The sequence below is a fragment of the Lentzea sp. NPDC058436 genome (genome assembly GCF_042721515.1).
Lineage (GTDB): Bacteria > Actinomycetota > Actinomycetes > Mycobacteriales > Pseudonocardiaceae > Lentzea.
The window spans coordinates 135,599-154,673 of sequence record NZ_JBHXLF010000008.1 but is presented as its reverse complement, the minus strand read 5'-3'; the positions used below and the strand labels follow the sequence as shown (position 1 = coordinate 154,673).

Sequence of the window (19,075 nt, the reverse complement as noted above, 5' to 3'; positions counted from 1 at the left end):
GTCTGTCACACAGAACATCTGCGTGGCATACTTTCGGCATGACAGATTACGGTCACCCGCTGGAGTTCGGGGTGTTCCTGCCGCCCGGTGCCGAGGACTTCGCCACGACGTTGCGGCTCGCCAAGACCGCTGACGTGCTCGGACTGGAGCTCGTCAGCATCCAGGACCACCCCTACAACGCGGCGAACCTCGACACGTGGACGTCGTTGTCGGTCATCGCTGCGTCCACGACCAACGTGCGTGTGTTCCCGAACGTGGCGAACTTGCCTCTTCGGCCGCCGGCTGTGCTTGCGCGCGCTGCGGCGAGTCTGGACGTGATCAGCGGTGGGCGCGTTGAGCTCGGGCTTGGTGCTGGGGCGTTCTGGGACGCCATCGCCGCCATGGGCGGGCCGCGTCGCACCGCGCCGGAGTCCGTCGAGGCGTTGGAAGAGGCCATCGCGGTGATCAGGGCGTTGTGGACGCCCGGTCGCGGGATTCGCTTGCAGGGCAAGCACTACTCGTTGGACGGGGTGCGGCCCGGGCCGATTCCGAAGCACGACATCGGCATCTGGCTGGGTGCGTACAAGAAGCGGATGCTCCAACTCACCGGGCGGAAGGCGGACGGGTGGTTGCCGTCCAGCCCGTATGCGCCGCCACAGGAACTCAGTGCGATGAACGCCGTCATCGACGAGGCGGCGAACGAAGCCGGTCGTGCGCCCGCGGACATCCGCAGGCTCTACAACATCACTCCCGAACTCAACGCCGAGCAACTCGCCGAGGTGGCGCTCAACGACGGCATGAGCGGGTTCGTCCTGATGGTCAACACCGACGACGAGCTGCGCACGTTCGCCGAGGAGGTCGCACCGGCCGTGCGCGAGATGGTGCAGAAGGAACGCGGTTCGAAACTGTGGGACGAGTCGACGCGCCCAAAAGGCCCGGCGCCTGAAGCGGGCGCCGTCTACACCGCTTCGGGCAGGGCGATGGGGCGTCAGCTGGTCGGGGTGCACAACCACCTGCGGGACGAGCTGAACAAGGTCCGTTCGATCGTGAAGCAGGTCGCGGACGGCGTCATCCAGGCAGGCGAGGCGCGGTCCGAGATCAACGCGATGACCATGCGCCAGAACAACTGGGCGATGGGCGCGTACTGCGAGAGCTACTGCCGGCTCGTCACCATCCACCACACGCTGGAGGACACGAGCCTCTACCCGCAACTGCGCCGGGGCGACCCGCGCCTCGGGCCGGTGCTCGACCGGCTGACCGAGGAACACCAGGTCATCCACCACGTGCTCGAACGCCTCGACGCCGCGTTGGTGGCCCCGGTCGCCGAACCGCACCGCATCACCGAGGTGCAGGGGGCGGTGGACCTGCTCGCGGAGACGCTGCTGTCGCACCTGTCCTACGAGGAGGGTGAACTGGTCGAGCCGATGGCGCGCATCCCGTACCACCACTGAGTGCACTTGGGCGTGTGAGGCGGCACGCGGCCAGGGGTTGCCAACAGACTGGGGTTCGTGGACACCAGGAAGCGAGTCGATCCCGTCCGGCGCGGTCGCACCATCCTGGGGGCGTCGTTGCTGCTCACAGCCGTCGCCGCGGGGACACGGGCCGCCGTCGGGTTCAGCTACGCGGCCGAGACGGAGGCCGCGATCCGGGCGAAGGACGGCGTGGACGTCACGATCGCGCTGCACACCGGGATGACGTACGCGTGGCTCGTGTTCGCGGTGCTGACCGGTGTGGCCGCGATTCCGTTGCTGCTCAACGGCTCGGGCCGGACGTTCGCGGCCGGCGTCTGCTACGCGCTCGGGATGCCGTTGCTGCTGTTCAGCATCGGCGTGATCGCGCCGATCGGCACGGTTCAGACGCTGACCTGGCTGGCGTGCGGGACGATCCTGTTGCTGGCGTGCTTCGTGATGCTGACGTCCGGTCCTGTTCCCCAGCAGCGTCAGGCTCCGGACCGGCGCAGGCCGGTCCGGAGCCGTCACCGCTAGACGCCTGCCACCGTGCAGGTGGCGGTCGCGGACCTGCCGGGGTTGCTCTCCGAAGCGGCCGTCAGGGTCACCTTGGACATCAGCGAACCGCCGCCCCGCTGCGCGTGCACCGGAACGTCGACGCGGCCGCCGAACTTGGCCGTGGCCAGCGCGTTCGGCACCGAGACGGTCCAGCCGTTCGACGCCGTCGCCGTCACGCGGTAGACGTCGCCGTCGAGGTACTGGTCGACGGGCTCCGGGTGCTGGCCGCCGGGCGCCGCCGCACGACCGGTGTTGGTGAGCGGGAAGCGGCACGTCGCCACTCCCGACCCGTCCACGCGAGCAGCGGTCGGGGTGACCCGGACGCCGCGCTGCTGCGGGCCCGCGCCGTCGAGCGACCGGATCGCCACCGTGTAGGACAGCACGCCGCGCGAGTCGCGTTGCAGGTCCAGCACGTAGAAGTGCAGGCGGTTGGCCGTGTCGACGAACTCGAACTCGCTGCCGGAGTTCGTGCCCGCGTGGAACAGCGCGTCGGACAGCTGGCGGTAGTCGCCGATCGTGATCGGGACCTTGGTGCCGTCGGGCAGGACGTAGTCGGTCATGCCGATGTCCTGCGGGTTGGCGTCGATCACCCACGTGAACGGTGCGGCGTCGACGTTCTTGGTCTTGGCGAGCAGCACGCCGGCGTCCGGGGTGAACGAGTCGGCGCCCATCCTGTCCACGACTTCGAGCGTGTAGTTGTTGTAGCCGCCGCCGTCGCAGAACGGGTCGGTGGACACGTTGCAGGACGGCGTCTTGTCGCCCGTGCCCAACGCCAGGTTGATGCCGGTCAGTCCGGTGGCGCCGGGGTTGACCTCGCGGGCGGTGATCTTCGCGATGACCGTGCCGGACCCGGCCAACGCCTCACGGGACAACCGCAGGACGTTCTTCTCGTCGACGATGCCCAGCTTGATCTTGTTGCGCAGAGTCTGTTGCGCGCCGAGGGACGCACCACCGGTCGCCGGGATCGTCCAACGCGAGTGCGGGCCGCCCGGGCCGTTGAACGAGCCGCGCGACAGCATGTCCCACGGGCCGCTGTAGTCACGGCGCGGCGGGCTGCCGTAAGGGTTGTTGTAGTTGTCGCCGATGCCGAGGATGTGGCTCAGCTCGTGCGCGTAGACGCCCTGGCCGGAGCTCTCGGCCTGGGTGGACGACCCGCCGCCCGCGTTGGGCCAGATCGACGAGCCGGCGGCCCACGACGTCCAGTCGACGTACCGGGTGCGCGACCAGTTCGGCAGCGCGGGGTCCGGCGGGCCGAAGTCGTCGGTCACGTCCTCCTTGGTCCGGAACTTCATCATCCCGAACTCCTGCCACGTGCCGGACTCGTCCTGGCCCGCCGACAGGTAGTAGATGAAGTCGTAGCCAGCCGGCACCTCGGCGCCGACGTCGGCCACCCACGCGGCACGGCCGTCCGTGCGGATGTTGCGGTTGCAGGAATCGCCTGCGGGACAACCGGTTCCGCCCTGGAACTCCATGGCGTACTCGTGGTCCTTGCCCGGCATCTGGTACGGGCCGAACGCCTTCAGCTCGACGCCGTAGCGCCCGCCGGAGGTCTCCATCCAGTACTCGTGCACGGTGTGGCCGCGGTTGAGGCCGTTCGGCTTGTTGAGGAAGTCCTGGTAGAACTGGCCGACCTCGGCGCGCGGCACGCCGGAGGCCTCGGCGCTCGGGTTGCCGAACACCGTGGAGTTCTTGGGCTGCGTCACGACGAACGGCTGGTTCGGGTAGTCCAGCAGGACCAGCGCGCCCTTGAAGTTGCGCACCGAACCCCTGGCGGACGGGTCGGCCCAGTTCGTGCCGGGAATCTTCTTGTAGTCGCGTTCCCAGGTCATGTGGTCCGGGTTGACCCAGTTCTGCGGGTCGACCGGGCCCGGGAACCCCGCCTGCGCCAGCACGCGGGCGGAGTCTCTGGTCTGCTGCCACGGCTGTTGCTGCGGCCAGTGGTCGTACTGCCAGTGGTTGGCCGGTTCAGGGGCGGCCGCCGAGTTGCCGACGTTGACCATCGCGATCGAGAGGAGCGCGACGATCAGCAGGGCAGGGCGCCGGTGTTTGCGCTTCATGAGCCAACCGTGGTGCAGAACGGCCCTCGTCAACCACCGTCGATCGTCTGGCGCTCAACGGAATTCCGGCAGATCGACGCGAACGGACGCGCCGCGCGGTCTCGGCACGAACCGCACGCTGCCGGAGTGCGCGGACACGGTGTCCGCCACGATCGCCAGTCCCAGACCGGATCCAGGCAGGGCGCGGGCGTCGGGGGCGCGCCAGAACCGTTCGAACGCCGAGGTCCTGTGCTCGAACGGCACGCCGGGGCCCTCGTCGCTGACGGTGAGCCAGCCCGGCTTCGAGCGGACGGTGATCGCGGAGCCGGCCGGGGAGAACTTCACGGCGTTGTCCAGCAGGTTGAGCACGCTGCGTTCCAACGCGCCCGCGTCGCCGACGATGGACCACTCTGCGCGGTCGACGTCGAACACGTGGTCGTGGGCTCGGCTGCGGGCGCGCTGGACCGCCCTGTCGATCACGCCGGCGACGTCCACCGGGTCGCTGGCCAGCTCCTTCTCGTCGCGGGCGAGCACGACCAGTTCGGTGACGAGGTCGCTGAACTCCTGGCTCTGGGCCTGCAGTCGGTCGAGGACCTCGGCTCGCTGGGGCAGTTCGCGGCCCGTCCGTTCGGCGCGGACCAGCAGGTCGATGTTGGTGCGCAGGCTGGTCAACGGCGTGCGCAGCTCGTGGGCGGCGTCGTTGACGAGATCCCGCTGGCGGCGGCGGGAGTCGGCGAGGGCTGCGGTCATCAACGTGAACGCGCGGCCCAGCCTGCCCACCTCGTCGCGGCCGTCGACGGTGACCGGGGTGGTCAGGTCCTCGGTGCGCGCGATGTGCTCGACGGTCTCGGTGAGGCGTTCCATCGGGGCCAGGGCGCGGCGGGTGAACCACAGCCCCGCTCCGGCCGCCAGCAACGCGCCGAGGACCGACACGGCCACCAGGACGCCGGCGAGCGCGGTGAGGGTGCTGTTGATCTCCGCCTTGCTGCGACTCAGGATCAGCACCTCGCCGGGACCGATCGGTTGCAGCAGAACGCGTGCCTCGGCACCGGACTCCGTGACGCCGTCGCGGAACGTCGGTGTGGTCACGACGTCCTCAGCCGCGGTGACGACGGGGTCGACGCCCGGTGGCGCGCAGCTCAGGCCGTCGGCGGTCAGCGTCTGGATGCCCTGCAGGACCTGGCGGAGGCCCTCGGCGGGAACCCCTTCGTCGCAACGGATCTTGATGCGCGGCGGCGGCGTGCTCGCCAGCAAAGACCTGTCGAGCTGCGAGCTCAGGTTGTGCTCGGTGGCGACCCAGGTCACGACGCTGATGCCGGCGATCGCGACCGCCACGACGAACGCGGTGATCAGGGCGAGCTTGCCGCGCAACAGGACCGGGCGGCTCACGGCGACTCGCGCAGGATGAAACCCATGCCGCGCACGGTGTGCAGCAGACGCGGGCGGCCGCCCGACTCGGTCTTGCGGCGCAGGTAGCCGATGTACACGTCGAGCAGGTTGGTGCCCTGGTCCTTGCCCCACACGGCGTGCCTGAGGTGCTTCTTGGTCAGCAACCGGTCGGGTTCGCCGAGGAAGACGGCCAGCAGGTCGAACTCCGTCGGGGTCAGGTCGAGCAGGTCACCGCCGCGCACGACCTCGTGAGCGCGCGGGTCCATCCGCAGGTCGGCGAACTGGAGCACCTGCGGTGGCGTGCGGCGCCGGTTCTGCTTCAGCAACGCCCTGATGCGGGCCAGCAGCTCCTCCAGCGCGAACGGTTTGACCAGGTAGTCGTCGGCGCCGGCGTCCAGGCCGGTGACCTTGTCGCCCAGCGCGTCGCGGGCGGTGAGCATCAGCACGGGCAGGCGTTCCCCGGCGGCACGCAGGCGCCGACAGGCCTCCGAACCGTCCAGAACGGGCATCATCAGGTCGAGAATCGCCAGGTCGGCGTGGTGCACGAGCGGCAGCGCCTCGGCACCGTCCGCGGCGGTCGTGACCTCGTAGCCCTCGAACTCGAGGCTGCGCCGCAGACTGTCCCGCACATCCGGGTCGTCGTCCACCACGAGCAGTCTCATGCCGAGGACGGTAGAGCCGTTCGCTGTGAGCCAGCTGTGCATCCGCGCTCTCACGATTCTCTCAGCGCAAGCCAAGGACGTTCTCACAACTCCGTCAGCACGCTCGGTTCAGGAACGAGCGAGTTGTGTCCACAGTGGAACGGAGAGAGCCATGACGGCGGTGAGCACCGCACAGGCCACGGGGACGGTGGACATCATGATCCCCGTCTACAACGAGGAACGCGCGCTGCCCGGCTGCGTCGAGGTCCTGCACCGGTTCCTGACCGAGCAGTTCCCGTTCGACTGGTCGATCGTCGTGGTCGACAACGCCAGCACGGACAGGACCATGGAGGTCGCCGGGGAACTGGCGCGCAAGTACGAGCGGGTGCGCGTGCACCACCTCGACCGCAAGGGCCGCGGACTGGCGCTGCGGGAGTCGTGGGGATCCAGCGAGGCGGCGGTCGTCGTCTACATGGACGTCGACCTGTCGACGGGACTGGACGGGCTGCTGCCGCTGGTCGCGCCGCTGCTCAACGGGCACTCGGACCTCGCGATCGGGTCGCGCCTCGCGCCGGGGTCGCGGACGGTGCGCGGGCCGCGGAGAGAACTGGTCTCCCGTGCCTACAACGCGTTGATCAGACTGACGCACGGGGCGCGGTTCAGCGACGCGCAGTGCGGGTTCAAGGCGGCGCGCACCGAGGTCGTCCGGCCGTTGCTCGGGCAGGCGCGCGACGAGGCGTGGTTCTTCGACACCGAGCTGCTGCTCCTGGCCGAGCACAACGGTTTGCGCGTGCACGAGGTGCCCGTCGACTGGGTCGAGGACGTGGACAGCCGGGTCGACGTGGTCGGCACCGCGATCGACGACGTCAAGGGGTTGATCCGGGTTGCCCGTGCCAAGGCCAACGGAACCGCTCTCGTGAACGGGTTGCCGCGCCGGCCACTGCCCCGCGCGATCCACCCGGACGCCGTGCTGAGCCGCAGCGAGGGCGGACTCTCCTGGCAGGTGCTGTCGTTCGCGGTGATCGGCGTGATCTCCACTCTCGCGAACCTGGCTCTGTACGGCGCTTTCCGGCTGTGGTGGCCCGTGCTGGCGGCGAACCTCGCCGCACTGGTGATCACCACGTTGTTCAACACGGAGGCCAACCGCCGCTTCACCTTCACGGCCCGCAACACGTCCCGCGGCAAGACGCACCTGCAGGGACTCGTGGTGTTCGGGCTCTACTTCGCGTTCACGTCGACCGCGTTGCTCGTGCTGCACGCGGTCTCCCCCGACCCGCCACGCGCGCTGGAACTGGTGGTGCTGCTCGGCTCCTCGGCGCTGGGCACGGTGGGTCGCTTCTTCCTGCTGCGGAGCTGGGTGTTCCGCCGCGCCGAACGAAAGGACGACGTATGACCGCCACTGCCGAAGTGGCAGCCCCTGCTGGCGAACCCGTCGAAGCACGACCTCCCAGTTGGCCCGTCTGGGCCCTCGTCGCGATCTGCGTGCTGGCCGGTGGCCTGTACGCGTGGGCGATCGGCGCGGGACAGGTCGGCAACTCCTACTACTCGGCCGCCGCGAAGTCGATGTCGACGTCGTTCACCAACTTCCTGTTCGGCTCGTTCGACCCCGCCGGTGTGGTGACCGTCGACAAGCCGCCGATGTCGTTGTGGCCTCAGGCGTTCGCCGTGTGGATCTTCGGGTTCCACGGCTGGGCGGTGCTGCTGCCGCAGGTGGTCGAGGGCGTCGCGGCGGTGTTCCTGCTGCACCGCACCGTCCGGCTGTGGGCGGACGAGAAGGTGGCGCTGCTCGCCGCGTTGATCTTCGCGCTGACTCCGATCACCGTGGCGATCAACCGCGACAACAACCCGGACACGTTGCTGGTGCTGCTGCTCGTCGCCTCCGCCTACGCCTTCACGCGTTCGGTCAAGGCCTCGGACAGCCGGCAGCGCACGAAGTGGTTGCTGTGGTGCGCTTTCTTCATCGGCTGCGGGTTCCTGACGAAGATGTTGCAGGCGTGGATCGTGGTGCCCGGCTTCGGCCTGGCCTACCTGGTGGGGTCTAGCGCGCCGGTAAAGCGGCGGATCCTCGACCTGCTCGGCGCGGGCGCCGTGCTGGTGGCGTCGTCGTTCTGGTGGGTGGCGCTGCACGCGTTGTGGCCGGGCTCCAAGCCGTACGTCGGCGGAAGCACGGACGGCGGCGCGTGGGACCTGATCATCGGTTACAACGGGCTGGGCCGGGTGTTCGGCGGGAGCGGCAACCGAGGTGGCGGCAGCATGCCGATGCCCAGCGGCGCGGCGCCGACCGGACAGGGGCCGATGGAGTTCGGCGGACCCGGTGGCGGTGCGATGTTCGGCGGTCAGCCCGGCATCACGCGCATGTTCGACGCCGCGGTCGGCGGGCAGATCTCGTGGCTGCTGCCGTTGTCGCTGCTGGTCCTGGTCACCGTCTCGGTGGCGGGCGCGCTGCGGTGGCGGCGCGGGGTTCCCGGTGACGCGGCCGAACGCGCGGGCTGGTTCATGTGGGGCGGCTGGCTGCTGGTCACGGCGCTGGTGTTCAGCCTCGCGCAGGGCATCTTCCACCCGTACTACACGACGATGCTGGCGCCGGCCGTCGCCGCGATCAGCGCCGCCGGGATCGTGATGTTCTGGCGTGCCAAGAGCTTCGTGCGGTTCCTGCTGCCGCTGTCGGTCGTGATCACGGCCGGGTGGGCGTTCGTCGTGGTCTCCCGGGACACGTCCTGGCACGGCTGGACGCGGTGGGCGGTGCTCGGAGTGGCCGCTGTCGCTGTGGTCGTGCTGCTGCTGGGACTGCGCCGGGCCGGACTCGTGGCCGCGGTGGCCGCGATGCTGCTGGTGCCCGCCGTGTGGTCCACGGCCACGGCCGCGACGGCAAGTTCGAACGGCTCGATCCCCGCGGCCGGTCCGGCCGAGCGCGGTGGTGGCTTCCAGGTCTTCCGCGGTGGACAGCGGCCGGGGAACGGCAGGCCGCAGATCGGGACGATGCCCGGCCCCGGCGGTGGTGGCCGGGGCGAGCTGACCGACGAGCAGAAGCGAGTTCTGGCCTACGCCAAGGAGAACAGCGGTGATGCGGAGATCATCCTCGCGGTCGCCGGCTCGTCGCAGATGGCCTCGCCGTTCATCATGGGCTCCGACGAGGTCGTGATCGGCATGGGCGGGTTCTCCGGCTCGGACGACGCTCCGTCGGTAGACCAGCTGCAGGCGTGGGTGAGCGAGGGCAGGCTGAAGTACGTGCTCAGCGGCGGTGACCGCATGGGCGGCTTCGGCGGCCGTGACGACAACGGCCGCCAGAAGTGGATCACCGACCACTGCACCGCGGTGGACCCGAGCGCCTACGGAGGCGGATCGGAGCAGCTGCTGGAGTGCCGCGCGTGACGGTCAAGGCACCAGTGCCCAGGCCTGCTGCGCACTGGCCTTGCAGAAGGCGAGCCAGCGGCTCTGCGTGGTGATCACGCCGTCGGAACCGGCGCGGGCGAGGGCGGCGGAGGAGTTGGCTTGCGTCTGCGGGCCCCAGTCACCGTCGATGCCGGTCGAGATGCCCCAGATGTACTGGCAGGCGGCCTGGACGAAGTACGTCTGGGTCGTCGAGCCGGTGTTGAAGCTGGAGTCACCGCTGCCGGAGATCGCGTTGTCGATGTGGGCGTGGTTGTGGTGCTCGGTGTCGTCGAGGTACGAGAGGACGTGGCGGAAGTGGTGGTGCAGCGACGCCATCGTTCCCCAGTAACGGATCCGCGCGGTGCGCAGGGCGTCACCGGTGGTGTTCTTCCACTGGTCGTAACGGGCGTTGAAGGCGGTGAACGTCGCGCCCGTGTCGCGGTTCGTGATGAGCATGCGCGCGAGGTCGAACGCCCTGCCCTCGCCGTGCATGCCCGACTTGTTCACGTACGCGCCGTACGAGTAGATCTTGTGCGGCGCGGTCCAGTGGTACGGCGTCCAGTTGCGCCAGTGCACGTGCCAGGCCTCCAGCCGCGCGTAGAACGCGGGCTCGTAGCGGAACGACGACGCGGCGCCGTTCACCTCGTAGAAGGTCGGCTGCGAGTTGATCTCGCTGTGGCTGACGAGGGTCGCCGCGGAGGCGTTCGTGGTGCCGAGCAGAACCGCAGCCGATCCCGCCACACCTGCGGCGAGGATGCTCCGGCGCGACATAGGTCCGTTCATGCCCGGAAGTGTTCTGCCGGGCATGAACGCGATCCCTAGTCCTGCGACCAGTCTTCGGCCGCCGGAACCTCCTCGTCCGCCGCCTCTTCTTCGAGCACGCGACGGACCTGTTCCTCGCTCGCACCGAACATGAAGCACATGCCTCCGACGTTAGGACGCGGCGACTTTCCGGGCTTCTCGATTCCTGCTCGCTGTTGCCCCTTCTCGTTCCGGCCTCCACGTGTTGGGATGCACCATGACCGATCGCGGCGAACGCATTGTGAGCGTGCTCGAAGAGGCCTTCTCCGGCCTGATGACCGCCGACCCCGCCGCGTTCCGGCACAAGTTCCGCAAGATGGCGGCCGAGCCGTTCGCGTTCTACCGGGGCAGCGCGTGCCTGTTCTACGCCGACATGGCCGAAATGCCCGATGAGTGGACGGACGAACGCACCGGCCGCATCTGGATCCAGGGCGACCTGCACGCGCAGAACTTCGGAACCTACATGGACTCCGAGGGCACACTGGTGTTCGACGTCAACGACTTCGACGAGGCCTACCTCGGCGCGTTCACGTGGGACCTCCGCCGCTTCGCCGCCTCGATGGCCCTGCTCGGCTGGCGCAAGGCGCTGCCCGACAGCGCGATCACCGAACTGATCCGCACCTACGTCCTCTCGTACGTCGCGCAGGTCCGCTCGTTCGCCGAGCACCCGAACGACGAGCTCTTCAGCCTGCGCCTCGACAGCACCGAGGGCGTGCTGCACCGCGTCCTGCAACGGGCCCGCCTGGCCACCAGGATCGGCCTGCTGGAGGAGAAGACGGCGATCGTCGACTACGAACGCCGCTTCCGCCGCGACCGCGAAGGCACCCACGAGCTCGACCCCGAGGTCCACGAGGCCGTCCTGCGCGCCTACGAGTCCTACCTGGACACCATCCCGACCGGCAAACGGGCGTCGAGCCGCACCTACGCCGTCAAGGACGTGGTGGGCCGCAGCGGTTTCGGCATCGGCTCCGCCGGCCTGCACGCCTACAACATCCTGGTCGAGGGCCGCTCCCAGGCGTTGGAGAACGACGTCGTGCTGTCGATGAAGCAGGCCAACATCGCCGCGCCCAGCCGCATCGTCCCCGACGAACGGATCCGCGAGTACTTCACCGACCACGGCCACCGCACCGCCGTGTCGCAGCGGGCCCTGCAGGCGCACGCCGACCCGTGGCTCGGCCACACCGAGATCGACGGCGTCGGGTACGTCGTGTCCGAACTCTCGCCGTACGAGGCCGACCTGGACTGGTCCGACCTCACCGAGCCGCTGGACATGCTGCCGGTGCTCGACCACCTGGGGCGCGCCACCGCGAAGATGCACTGCGTGGCCGACTCGGACTCGTCGCAGACCCTGGTCGACTTCCAGTGCGAGGAGGCGATCGCGGCGGCCGTCGGGGACCGCGACGCCGACTTCTGCGACTCGATCGTGGAGTTCGCGCTCGACTACGCGCGGCAGACGCGCGAGGACCACCGGCTGTTCGTGGACGCGTTCCGGGACGGCCGGATCAAGGGCGTCGGCTCCACGGCGTGATCCAGGCGACACCATGCGTATTCGTTAGATGACTATTCTAGTGAATATGCGCATCCTCTTCTCCAGCGTTCCCCAGCACGGCCACCTCCTGCCCCTCTTCCCGCTCGCCCGCGCGTTCCGGGAGCGCGGGCACGAGGTCGCCGTCCTCACCGCGGCGGGCATGGCGCCCGTGGTCGCCGCCCAGGGGCTCGGCCACCTCGCGGCCGGACCGCTGCCGGACGTGCTGTTCGCCGAGGTCGCACGCCGCACCGGGGCGGACCCGGCCGGTGCCCCGACGCCCGAGTCGGTGGCCGAGTTCTTCGCGGGCACGCGGGTCGACCTCACGGCGGACGAGGCTCTGGCCGTCGCCGCGGACTTCCGGCCGGACCTCGTCGTGGCCGAGGCCTGCGACTTCGTGGGGCCGCTGGTGGCCGCCGCCGCGGGCGCGCCGGTCGCGACCCTGGCCTTCGGGCCGCCGTTGCCCCTGGTGTTCACTGACGCCATGGAGGCCCTGGCGCGCACGCGGCACGAGGCGCGTGGACTGCCCTGGCAGCCCCGGAAGTGGCTGCTCGACACGTGGCCCGCGCCGATGCGCGCGGACGGGTGGCAGCAGCCGGAGGGGTGGTTGCCGCTGCGCCCCGAGGCGTTCCGCGACCCCGGTGCGCAGGCCTGGAAGCCGCAGGTGTCGGTGCGGCCGCGGGTGCTGGTGACGTTCGGGACGTTCTTCGGCGACCCGGCGAAGCTCAGCCCGTTGGTGCGCGAACTGTCCGCCGAGGACCTGGACGTCGTGGTGACACTGGGCCTGCTGGCCACGGCCGAGGACTTCGACGTCGACCACGAGCGCGTCACGTTCGTCGGGTTCACGCCGATGGAGGACCTGCTGGACGGCGTGGACGTGGTGGTGACGCACGGCGGTGCGGGCACGACGGCGGCCGCGTTGATGAAGGGCGTGCCGCTGGTGGTGCTGCCGCAGGGCGCCGACCAGTTCCTGCAGGCCGAACGGGTCGCGGCCGCCCAGGCCGGCATCGCGCTCGACCCGCCTTCGCAGACGCCGCAGGCACTCGCGGAGGCGGTGCGGACGGTGCTCACCGACGTGCGGGTCCGCGAGAACGTCACCACCATCGCCAAGGAGATCGCCGCCATGCCGGACGCGCACGAGGTGGCCACGACACTGGAAGCCGGTCTGTGACGAGGTCCTACCACTCCCCGCGCCGTGCGCAGGACGCCGCCGGCACCCGCCGGGACATCCTGCACGCGGCCACGGAGTTGTTCTCCGCCAACGGGTACGCGCGCGTCACGGTGGCGGAGATCGCCAAACGGGCCGGGGTCGCACCGCAGACCGTGTACTCCAGTGCGGGCAGCAAGGCCGAGATCCTGCGCGAGGTCGTCAGCGAGTCGATCGCCCGCAGCGGCTCGGCCTCGGCCACGGACGCGATCCGGGAGACCGACGGCGTCGCGGCGGCGATCACGTTGCTGGCCAGGGGAACTCGGCTCTGCAACGAGAACGAGCAGCAGGTCGTCGAGGTGCTCTTCGCGGCGATCCCGGCGCACGAGGACGGCGCGGCGTTGTGGGAGCACAGCACCGGGAGCTACCGGCAGGCGCTCCGGGACGTCGCGGAACACCTGCGGGACAAGGGACTGCTGGAGATCGACGTCGAACGGGCCACCGACGTGCTGTGGTTCTGCTTCGGGTTCGGCGCGTGGCGGACCCTCGTCAAGGAGTGCGGCTGGTCGTGGGACGACGCCGAGCGGTGGCTCGCGGAGCAGGCCACCAGGATGCTCGCGAAGTAGCTAGTGCACGAGGCCGTGGTGCCGGTTCGTCCACGCGGCGACGGCCGGCAGGACGTCCGTGATCCACTCGCGGGCGGCGGCCGTGAGTTCGTAGCGGGACGCGCGGCGGAGCACGAAACCGTTGTCCTGCAGACGTTCCAGCGTGAGGATGACCCTCGGTCCGAGGATCGCGACCAGGTCCTCCGTCGCCTTCGGACCGTCGGACAGCGACACGAGGACCTGCGGCAACTGGTCGCTGCTCATCAGGTCCTGCAACGCGAGCAGGTGGTGCAGGGCCGAGGAGTCGGTGCGCTCGGCGGCGAACGTGCTCGGGTCGTGCAGCTGGACTCGGGCCCGGCCGCCGCGCTTGGCGCGTTGCAGGGCCGCGTCGGTGTCGCGGACCAGGTCGATCAGCGTGTTCTCGCCGCTCGGCACGTGGGAGGCGACGCCGATGGACGCCGTCTGGCCGTGCAGGGTGAGGTGATAGCCGTCGTTCGTGGTGATCTCGGTCTGCAGCGTGCGGATGCCGCGCAGGATTCGTTCGGCCACCACGGCTGCTTCTCGGCCCGTGGTGTGCGGCAGCAGCACGAGGAACTCATCGCCACCGTGGCGGCACACGAGGTCCGTTGGGCGCGTGTGTGCTTTCAGGACCGCGGCCACGTTGGTCAGCACGACGTCACCGGCCGGGTGGCCGTACTCGTCGTTGATCTTCTTGAAGCGGTCGAGGTCGACCATGAGCAGCGCGACCTGTTCCCACCGGCGCTGGGCTCGGCGGTACGTCGCGGGCGCCTGGTCGTCCCAGCCCCAGCGGCCGAGGAGGCCCGTCAGCCGGTCCGTCGCCCAGGCGCCGACCGGTTGGGCGCACGAGCCGCAGCGCGAGGGAGCGCTCTCGTCGTGCAGGCGCAGAGAACCGTGGTCCACCGGCAGTCCCATCCGCGCAGTCGCCATGAGTCCCCCCGGATTCGCTGACCGGCCCGATCTGCCCCTTTCAACTGAGGTGACGTCGTTCGGATCAAACGCGACACATCAGTGCAAGCGGCGGAGTGTGATCATAGGACTACGGATTGGTGGATTCAACCCCTGTGATGCCATATGCTCGCGTGGTTCCACAGCAGTGGAACGATTTCTGGCCCTGAGGCGCTCCAGCGGAGGTGTGGCGTGAGGCCGTTCGCCGAGGTCCTCAACGAGCTGTGCACCAACCCGCCCGACGGCCGCGGCAAGGTCACCAACGTAGCGCTCTCCGCCGCCGTGAAGGCACGGGGCGGGGACATCGCGCACGGGTACATCTCGCAGCTGCGGCTCGGCGTGAAGGACAACCCGACCTGCCAGGCGCTCGTCGACCTCGCCGGCGCGCTCGGCGTGCACCCCGCCGTGTTCCTGGGTGGGCGTCGAGAGCTGCACACGGCTGAACGGCCCGGATGGCGGCCCACGGCGTTGAGCACGCTCTTCGAAGCCGTGCACCCGCCGGACCGCGGCCCCTGGTCGCCGGAGGAGGTCGCGACGGCGATCAGCTCGTCCGGCCACTTCGGCAGCATCTCCGCCAGCTACATCCGCGAGCTCCTGAGCAACACCAGCGACAACCCGCGGCTCAAGCACATCCTCGGCCTGGCCGACCACTTCGGTGCCGACCCTGCGTACTTCTTCGACGACGAGCTCGCGGCGCGCGTCGACTCGGAGCTGACGGACTTCCTGGCACTGCGCGAACTCGGCGTCGTCGAATTCGTCACCCGTCTGGCCGAACGCACGGGCGATCTCTCCCCACAGGCCAGGGCCGCTGCGGTAGAAGGGTTCCGGCAAGCCCTCGAAGTCGGTGAGGGGTGGTCGTTCCCGTTGAACAGCCGCCGCCCCTCCGCGGACCACACCTGACGACGACGGCGTGAAGATCTCGGCCTGGACGGCTGCAGACGACATCGAGAGGAGGCGACGGGTGAACCGCAGGAGACTGCGCAAGCTGGTCGACGAGGTCGCCCGGGACCTCGCGCTGCCGCCCGACGCCACGCACCAGGAAGCGAGCCGCCGGGTCTGCGAGCTGATGAGCGAACGGCTCGGGCGGCGCGTCGACGTCCGGTTCGCCGCCATCACGAACGCGGTCTGCCTGAGCGGCGCGACCGCGTTGCTGGAGAACGGCACGTACCTCGTCATCTGCGCCGACTCGCCGTCCTGGTACCACCGCCTGCACGTGCTGCTGCACGAGTTCGCCCACGTGCTCCTGGAGCACCAGCCCGTCGCGCTGAGCCGCGACGAGGGCCTGCGCAGGCTCGCGCCGCACCTGCTGCCGCGGATGGCGAAGATCATCGCCGGGCGCACGACGCTGACCGAGGACGAGGAGCGCGAGGCCGAGAACCTCGCCGACCACCTGCTGGAAAGGCTGACGGAGCACCGGGTGTGGGCCGACACCGCCGAGGAACCGGCGCACGTGCGCAGGGTCGCCGAGTCTCTAGAGGGAAGATCTCGCTGGGTGCGTCGTGGCGATCTTTAACCTGATCTACCTCTCGTGCGGTGCCGTCGGTCTCTTCCTCCTCGCGTACAAGATCCGCTCGCTGCGGTCCAGCTGGGGCAGTCCCCGCGTCGTGGCGCTGATCTCCACCGTGTTCTTCTCGGCGTTCGCCATCCTCTTCGCGGCGCCCGCGAACATCACCTGGATCAACCGGGCCACCGGCGTGCCGAACTTCGCCGCGCTGCTCGTTTACAGCCTCGTGGTCTGCTTCGCGGGCTCGGCGTTCGCGCTGGTGCTGTACTGGCGCTACCCGGCGGCCCAGGCGTGGCAACGGGTCCGGCTGATCGTCGTCAGCTACGCCACCGTCGTCGCCGCGATGGTCGTGCTGTTCTTCAAGTCCGAGGTCTCCGAGGAACGCCAGGTCGACTTCGACACCTTCTACGCCACGCAGCCGACGATCGCGGTCTTCCTGTTCATCTACTTCGTCGCCACCATGATCGGCTGCGGCGGGCAGGCCTACCACTGCTGGCAGGGCTCGCGCGACGAGGCGATCTCCGCACGGCCGTGGCTGCGGCGCGGGCTGCGCTGGTACTGCGCGGCGGCGTTGTTCCCCATGGCGTTCGCGATCATCAAGCTCTTCGTGCTGCTGATGGACTGGGCCGGTGAGCGCAGCTTCGACGTCCTGAGCACGACGGCGCCCCTGATGGCGTCGCTGTCGATGATCCCGCTGGTGATCGCGATGGCGTTGCCGGTCTTCGGGCCGCACCGCCCGTCGCCGTCGCAGTGGGTGCGGCGCTGGCGCACGTACTTCGCGCTGCGGCCGCTGCACCGCGCGCTGGTGCACGTGAACCCCGGCATCGTGCTGGTGGCGCCAGGCAAGTTCCTCAACCCGCACCACCGCGTGCGCCGTCAGATCATCGAGCTCAACGACTGGCGCTGGGCGTTGACGCCGTACTTCGACCTGTCGGTCGGCGAGACCGCCAGTTCGCTGGCGCAGCGTGCCTCGCTGACGAAGGACGAGGTGGCCGCCGTCGTGGAGGCCGCGCAGCTGCGGGCCGCGGGCTCGTCCGGTGGCCGTGCGCGAACGCCCCAGCGCCGTCCCGCCGCGGAGATCGTCGATGGCACCGACCTCGCCGGCGAGCACGACAGGTGGGTCCGGATCTCGCGCGCGTACCAGCACTCGCCGATAGTCGACGCGGCCGTCGCCGACGCGGCACGGGTGGAAGCAGCAGGGGGAATGGACTAGATGGCACCCACACACGCCGTTGTGCTCGGCGGAGGACTCGCGGGCGTGCTCGCGGCGTCCGTCCTCGTCCGGCACGTGGACGAGGTCACCGTGGTGGAGCGCGACAAGCTGCCCGACGGCCCCTCGTCGCGCTCCGGCGTGCCGCAGGCCCGGCACGCGCACCTGCTGATGTCCGGTGGCGCGCGGGCGATCGAGTCGTTGCTGCCGGGGACGCTGGACGCGTTGTTCGCCGCCGGGGCGCACCGGATCGGGGTGCCGAACGACCTGGTGTCGCTGAGCGCCCAGGGATGGGTGCCGCGGTTCCCCGAGATGCAGTTCATCGTCACGTGCAGCCGTTCGCTGCTCGACTGGGTGGTGCGCGTCCAGGCGTTGCGGGACAACAAGATCTCGGTGCTGACCGGAACGGAGCCGGTGTCGTTGCTCGGTTCCGCCGACGCCGTGACCGGGGTGCTGGTGCAGGACCGGATCTCGGGTGAGCAGGTATCGCTGGAGGCCGACCTCGTCGTGGACGCGACCGGGCGCGGCTCCCGTCTGCCCGCGTGGCTCGCCGAGTTCGGGCTGCCCGCCGTGGAGTCCGAGAGCGTCGACTCCGGACTTGCTTACGCCACCAGGATCTTCCAGGCTCCCCCGACGGCTGCCGCCGGGTTTCCGCTCGTCAACGTGCAGGCGAACCCGCGTGACCCGTTTCCCGGGTGCACCGCGACCCTGCTGCCCATCGAGGACGGCAAGTGGCTGGTCACGCTGTCCGGAACGCGCGGCGGTGAGCCGTCGACCGACTCGGCGGAGTTCGTGTCGTTCGCGCGGTCGGTGCGCAACCCCGTCGTGGGTGAGCTGATCGAGTCCGCCGAGCCGTTGTCGCCGGTGTACGGGTCGCACAGCACGGCGAACCGGCGGATGTTCTTCGAGCGCTTGAAGTCGTGGCCCTCGGGGCTGCTGGCGCTGGGCGACTCGGTGGCGACCTACAACCCCGTGTACGGGCACGGGATGTCGATCGCGGCGCAGAGCGCGCAGGTGCTCGACTCGGGTCTCGCGGCCGGGCGTTCCGCGCAGCAGATCCAGCGCGGGATCGGCAAGGTCGTCGACGGGGCCTGGGCGATGGCGACCAACCAGGACATCCTGTATCCGGGCGCGGTCGGGAAGCCGTTGCCGCTGGCCGGGCGGGTGTTGCAGCGCTATGTGGACCGTTTGGTGCGCACGGCGACCACGGAGGCCCCGGTGACTCGGGCGTTCCTGGAGGCGTTCACGTTGTCCGCGCCGATGGCGAACCTGCTGAGCCCCCGGATGATGTGGGCGACGCTGCGCGGACCGCGGTCGGCGTCGCCGGAACCGACGCTGACCGCGGACGAGCGGGACCGCGTCACCTCCGCGGAGTGAAGTCCGCGCTCTGCACGTAGGCCATCGCGCTGATGAACGCCGGGTCCCGCATCCTGGCGTCCAACTCGTCTGCGGTGGGCTCCGCGACGCGCTGGTGCAGCCACCACAGGTTGCCGAACGGGTCGGCGAACCGGCTGACCCTGTCACCCCAGAACATCTCCGTGGGTTCGGTGACGACCCTGCTGCCCAGGTCCTGGGCACGCTGGAGCGTCTTCGCGTCGTCGGCGACGTAGAGCCGGAGGAACGCGGGCGTGGGCGGCCAGTTCGGTACGTCGAAGAGCATGACGGTCGAGTCGCCGATGCGGACCTCGGCGTGGCCGATCTCCGGCGGCTCGCCGACTCGTCCGAGCTCGGTGGCGTCGAACACCTCGACGATGAAGTCGATCAGCTCGGCAGTCCGGCCCTGACTGATCAGCCACGGCGTCACGGTGTGGTAGCCCTCGGGCACGACGTTCATGTGGTCTCCCCTTGTTCTCGGTTGGGGGCGACCGTAATCGCGATGTAGGACGAGATCGGT

Annotated in this window: 17 protein-coding genes; 11 read left to right on the top strand and 6 right to left on the bottom strand. The window is 69.8% G+C overall.

Annotated features, from left to right (window positions below; genetic code table 11):
- The first annotated feature begins 38 nt into the window (after positions 1-38).
- Together ACFWN2_RS27335 and ACFWN2_RS27330 are read left to right on the top strand one after the other, a co-directional pair.
- Positions 39-1,430, top strand: coding sequence for an LLM class flavin-dependent oxidoreductase (locus ACFWN2_RS27335; protein WP_382432041.1), 1,392 nt, complete (start codon positions 39-41; stop codon positions 1,428-1,430).
- A gap of 57 nt (positions 1,431-1,487) precedes the next feature.
- Positions 1,488-1,964: a hypothetical protein gene (locus ACFWN2_RS27330; RefSeq protein ID WP_382432039.1), complete on the top strand. Its 477-nt coding sequence runs from the start codon at positions 1,488-1,490 to the stop codon at positions 1,962-1,964.
- Here ACFWN2_RS27330 and ACFWN2_RS27325 read toward each other — a convergent pair.
- Genes ACFWN2_RS27325 through ACFWN2_RS27315 form a run of 3 tightly spaced genes read right to left on the bottom strand, consistent with a single transcriptional unit; the run spans position 1,961 to position 6,072 of the window.
- Complete coding sequence (locus ACFWN2_RS27325; protein ID WP_382432037.1) at positions 1,961-4,042, bottom strand: M6 family metalloprotease domain-containing protein; 2,082 nt, start codon at positions 4,040-4,042, stop codon at positions 1,961-1,963. The two genes, ACFWN2_RS27330 and ACFWN2_RS27325, sit on opposite strands and share 4 nt — an antisense overlap.
- Positions 4,043-4,096: 54 nt before the next feature.
- On the bottom strand, positions 4,097-5,410 hold the full coding sequence (locus ACFWN2_RS27320; RefSeq protein ID WP_382432035.1) for an ATP-binding protein: 1,314 nt from the start codon (positions 5,408-5,410) through the stop codon (positions 4,097-4,099).
- Positions 5,407-6,072 carry a response regulator transcription factor gene (locus ACFWN2_RS27315; RefSeq protein ID WP_382432034.1) on the bottom strand — a complete coding sequence of 222 codons (666 nt, stop codon included), beginning with the start codon at positions 6,070-6,072 and terminating at the stop codon, positions 5,407-5,409. Before ACFWN2_RS27315 ends, ACFWN2_RS27320 begins: the two co-directional genes overlap by 4 nt.
- A gap of 151 nt (positions 6,073-6,223) precedes the next feature.
- Here ACFWN2_RS27315 and ACFWN2_RS27310 point away from each other — a divergent pair, with 151 nt between their 5' ends.
- Together ACFWN2_RS27310 and ACFWN2_RS27305 are read left to right on the top strand one after the other, a co-directional pair.
- Complete coding sequence (locus ACFWN2_RS27310) at positions 6,224-7,444, top strand: glycosyltransferase (protein WP_382432033.1); 1,221 nt, start codon at positions 6,224-6,226, stop codon at positions 7,442-7,444.
- A complete protein-coding gene (locus tag ACFWN2_RS27305) occupies positions 7,441-9,423 on the top strand; it encodes an ArnT family glycosyltransferase (protein WP_382432032.1) in 1,983 nt (660 codons plus the stop codon). Before ACFWN2_RS27310 ends, ACFWN2_RS27305 begins: the two co-directional genes overlap by 4 nt.
- Before the next feature lie 3 nt (positions 9,424-9,426).
- Here the strand turns inward: ACFWN2_RS27305 and ACFWN2_RS27300 are convergent, their stop codons facing one another.
- Positions 9,427-10,206, bottom strand: coding sequence for a hypothetical protein (locus ACFWN2_RS27300; RefSeq protein ID WP_382432031.1), 780 nt, complete (start codon positions 10,204-10,206; stop codon positions 9,427-9,429).
- A 235-nt stretch (positions 10,207-10,441) separates the two neighbouring features.
- On the opposite strand from ACFWN2_RS27300, the gene ACFWN2_RS27295 reads away from it, so the two are divergent.
- From ACFWN2_RS27295 to ACFWN2_RS27285, 3 genes are read left to right on the top strand one after another with little or no spacing between them, the layout of a single operon-like run.
- Positions 10,442-11,752: a DUF2252 domain-containing protein gene (locus tag ACFWN2_RS27295; RefSeq protein WP_382432030.1), complete on the top strand. Its 1,311-nt coding sequence runs from the start codon at positions 10,442-10,444 to the stop codon at positions 11,750-11,752.
- 46 nt (positions 11,753-11,798) lie between these two features.
- Entirely contained in the window at positions 11,799-12,920 is a 1,122-nt protein-coding gene (locus tag ACFWN2_RS27290; protein ID WP_382432028.1) for a nucleotide disphospho-sugar-binding domain-containing protein, read from the top strand.
- Positions 12,917-13,522: a TetR/AcrR family transcriptional regulator gene (locus ACFWN2_RS27285; RefSeq protein WP_382432026.1), complete on the top strand. Its 606-nt coding sequence runs from the start codon at positions 12,917-12,919 to the stop codon at positions 13,520-13,522. Before ACFWN2_RS27290 ends, ACFWN2_RS27285 begins: the two co-directional genes overlap by 4 nt.
- Here ACFWN2_RS27285 and ACFWN2_RS27280 read toward each other — a convergent pair whose 3' ends face one another.
- A complete protein-coding gene (locus ACFWN2_RS27280; protein WP_382432024.1) occupies positions 13,523-14,449 on the bottom strand; it encodes a diguanylate cyclase in 927 nt (308 codons plus the stop codon).
- 210 nt (positions 14,450-14,659) lie between these two features.
- On the opposite strand from ACFWN2_RS27280, the gene ACFWN2_RS27275 reads away from it, so the two are divergent.
- The 4 genes from ACFWN2_RS27275 (at position 14,660) to ACFWN2_RS27260 (ending at position 18,558) form a co-directional block, all read left to right on the top strand.
- Positions 14,660-15,367, top strand: coding sequence for a hypothetical protein (locus ACFWN2_RS27275; protein ID WP_382432022.1), 708 nt, complete (start codon positions 14,660-14,662; stop codon positions 15,365-15,367).
- Between the two features lie 61 nt (positions 15,368-15,428).
- Complete coding sequence (locus tag ACFWN2_RS27270; protein ID WP_382432020.1) at positions 15,429-15,980, top strand: hypothetical protein; 552 nt, start codon at positions 15,429-15,431, stop codon at positions 15,978-15,980.
- On the top strand, positions 15,967-17,184 hold the full coding sequence (locus ACFWN2_RS27265; protein WP_382432018.1) for an MAB_1171c family putative transporter: 1,218 nt from the start codon (positions 15,967-15,969) through the stop codon (positions 17,182-17,184). The genes ACFWN2_RS27270 and ACFWN2_RS27265 overlap by 14 nt, the downstream gene beginning before the upstream one ends.
- Complete coding sequence (locus ACFWN2_RS27260; RefSeq protein ID WP_382432016.1) at positions 17,185-18,558, top strand: NAD(P)/FAD-dependent oxidoreductase; 1,374 nt, start codon at positions 17,185-17,187, stop codon at positions 18,556-18,558.
- Here ACFWN2_RS27260 and ACFWN2_RS27255 read toward each other — a convergent pair.
- Positions 18,542-19,015, bottom strand: coding sequence for a VOC family protein (locus tag ACFWN2_RS27255; RefSeq protein ID WP_382432014.1), 474 nt, complete (start codon positions 19,013-19,015; stop codon positions 18,542-18,544). The two genes, ACFWN2_RS27260 and ACFWN2_RS27255, sit on opposite strands and share 17 nt — an antisense overlap.
- Positions 19,016-19,075 lie beyond the last annotated feature (60 nt).

Excerpts from the sequence above, each read along its gene's own strand:
- ACFWN2_RS27335 (WP_382432041.1), top strand. The coding sequence starts at position 39 with ATGACAGATTACGGTCACCCGCTGGAGTTCGGGGTGTTCCTGCCGCCC.
- ACFWN2_RS27325 (WP_382432037.1), bottom strand. The coding sequence starts at position 4,042 with ATGAAGCGCAAACACCGGCGCCCTGCCCTGCTGATCGTCGCGCTCCTC.
- ACFWN2_RS27315 (WP_382432034.1), bottom strand. The coding sequence starts at position 6,072 with ATGAGACTGCTCGTGGTGGACGACGACCCGGATGTGCGGGACAGTCTG.
- ACFWN2_RS27310 (WP_382432033.1), top strand. The coding sequence starts at position 6,224 with ATGACGGCGGTGAGCACCGCACAGGCCACGGGGACGGTGGACATCATG.
- ACFWN2_RS27305 (WP_382432032.1), top strand. The coding sequence starts at position 7,441 with ATGACCGCCACTGCCGAAGTGGCAGCCCCTGCTGGCGAACCCGTCGAA.
- ACFWN2_RS27300 (WP_382432031.1), bottom strand. The coding sequence starts at position 10,206 with ATGAACGGACCTATGTCGCGCCGGAGCATCCTCGCCGCAGGTGTGGCG.
- ACFWN2_RS27295 (WP_382432030.1), top strand. The coding sequence starts at position 10,442 with ATGACCGATCGCGGCGAACGCATTGTGAGCGTGCTCGAAGAGGCCTTC.
- ACFWN2_RS27290 (WP_382432028.1), top strand. The coding sequence starts at position 11,799 with ATGCGCATCCTCTTCTCCAGCGTTCCCCAGCACGGCCACCTCCTGCCC.
- ACFWN2_RS27280 (WP_382432024.1), bottom strand. The coding sequence starts at position 14,449 with ATGGCGACTGCGCGGATGGGACTGCCGGTGGACCACGGTTCTCTGCGC.
- ACFWN2_RS27260 (WP_382432016.1), top strand. The coding sequence starts at position 17,185 with ATGGCACCCACACACGCCGTTGTGCTCGGCGGAGGACTCGCGGGCGTG.
- ACFWN2_RS27255 (WP_382432014.1), bottom strand. The coding sequence starts at position 19,015 with ATGAACGTCGTGCCCGAGGGCTACCACACCGTGACGCCGTGGCTGATC.